Origin of the sequence: Mariniradius sediminis (assembly GCF_021491425.1) — a bacterium.
GTDB lineage: Bacteria > Bacteroidota > Bacteroidia > Cytophagales > Cyclobacteriaceae > Mariniradius > Mariniradius saccharolyticus.
Map to the genome: position 1 here is coordinate 1 of NZ_JAKEVZ010000038.1, position 1,650 is coordinate 1,650.

At 47.2% G+C, this 1,650-nt stretch carries 2 protein-coding genes; both read right to left on the reverse strand.

From position 1 onward, the window contains the following. Positions 1–300 precede the first annotated feature (300 nt). The gene (locus L0U89_RS20145; protein WP_008632008.1) at positions 301–1,215 is read right to left on the reverse strand and encodes an IS3 family transposase; all 915 of its coding nucleotides are present in this window, start codon (positions 1,213–1,215) and stop codon (positions 301–303) included. Further along, positions 1,215–1,610, reverse strand: a complete 396-nt coding sequence (locus tag L0U89_RS20150; RefSeq protein ID WP_008632010.1) for a hypothetical protein — start codon at positions 1,608–1,610, stop codon at positions 1,215–1,217. The genes L0U89_RS20145 and L0U89_RS20150 overlap by 1 nt, the downstream gene beginning before the upstream one ends. Between the last annotated feature and the right edge of the window lie 40 nt (positions 1,611–1,650).

Genomic DNA, 1,650 nt, shown 5'->3' on the forward strand with positions numbered 1-1,650 from the left:
TTTGACCCGTCCTGAAAAAAGTTGACAGTTTTTGTAATAATACTGAATTGGCTTTACAGTAGAAAGCCTGATCCTGATTGGACTTTACAAGGATTTTTGTAATCCTGATATAAGTTGACAGGTAAGGATCTAATCCTGCTTCCGGTTGTCTTTTGATTAACTAATCCTGCATATCCTTGGCGTCATTTACATTAATCCTCTAATGCCTTTACTTCTTGTTCTGCAATCCTTAATCAGCTTGTCATCCAATTAGGGTAATCCTTTTTTTGGTTGTCATTGGGTTGGTAAATCCCAAAACAGCTAGACAGGCTGCTTGGTATTACTGGATTGGCTTGTCAGGTTCTGCTTATAGTCCTGCTCCCACTTGTCAGCACAGTGTACTTGCTGGGGTGTCTGCCCTTGCAAACTGTGGTGGGGACGTTTGGTGTTATAAGACAAGACTGCCATTTCCACCATCTGCCTGGCTCTTTCCTCTGAGTCAATGGGCTTTCCCAAGCCATACTCCTGCTTGAGAATACCGTTGATTCTTTCTGCCAGTGCATTCTCATGAGGACTGCCCTTGGATGCCATACTGATGGTGATGCCATCAGACTTGAGTAGGGTAATGTAGCTGTGGGCACAGTACTGGACTCCCTGATCGCTGTGGTGAATGAGCCGGCGGTTGGGATACTGCCGGTTACTTATAGCCATAAGCAGTGCTTTGACAGATCCTTCAACTGACAGATCTCCGTGTAGGTGGAATCCCATGATCTTTCTTGACCATGCATCGGTGATCAGGCTCAGGTACATGAAACGGCCCTTTACCCTCAGGTAGGTGATGTCACTCACCCATGCCTGCTCCGCATGGGTCAATCCCTTGTTTTTAAGCAGGTTGGGATAACGGTAAAACCCATGGGTGTTGTCCGTGGTGCGGGGACTCCTGCGACGGCGCTGCCGTACCTTAAGTCCATAAGTATCCATGATATCCAACAACTGGTCTCTGCCAATGCACAGACCGTCCAGCTGAAGCTGCTCATTAACCAGAGGAAGCAGTTTGCGAGCCCCCAGCCTATCGTTGTCCACATACTTTCGGATATCGATAACCAGCTCGGCCACTACCTTCCCGAATGCCAGATCGGAGTGTTGGCTTTGCCGGTTTTGATAATATGCCTGACGGCTCTTACCAAGCAATTGACAGAGGTACGCCAAACCCCGGTCAGGATATAAAACCCGCATTATTTCGATTGCTTGGTGCCAGACTTTTTTCGGATATCGATGTTAAGCTGGTCTTCCGCTACATCTATGAGCGTCTCCAAGGCTGCCACCTTTAGGGTAGCCAGCTCCAAGGCCTTCCTCAGCTTGGCATTTTCCGAGGCCAAATCCTCACCCGACTCACCTTTCTTTCCGTCTTTTTTCATCTGTTCCAAAATACGGAAATACCCATGCTTGGCCAACTCTTCCTTCTTAAGGGTGGACATAAACCCTGAACTCAGCCCATGCTTCCTGGCAACAAACGTATCTGACTCTTGGCCGGTCACTAGATCCGTTATCACCGATACCTTGAAACCCTCCCGAAACAGACGACCCGTCTTGTACTTTTTTAATTCCTCTTTTTTTGATTCTTCTTCCATAGTTGACATGTTTTGTGTCAACTTATTTCAGGATTTGACC

Excerpts from the sequence above, each read along its gene's own strand:
- L0U89_RS20145 (WP_008632008.1), bottom strand. The coding sequence starts at position 1,215 with ATGCGGGTTTTATATCCTGACCGGGGTTTGGCGTACCTCTGTCAATTG.
- L0U89_RS20150 (WP_008632010.1), bottom strand. The coding sequence starts at position 1,610 with ATGGAAGAAGAATCAAAAAAAGAGGAATTAAAAAAGTACAAGACGGGT.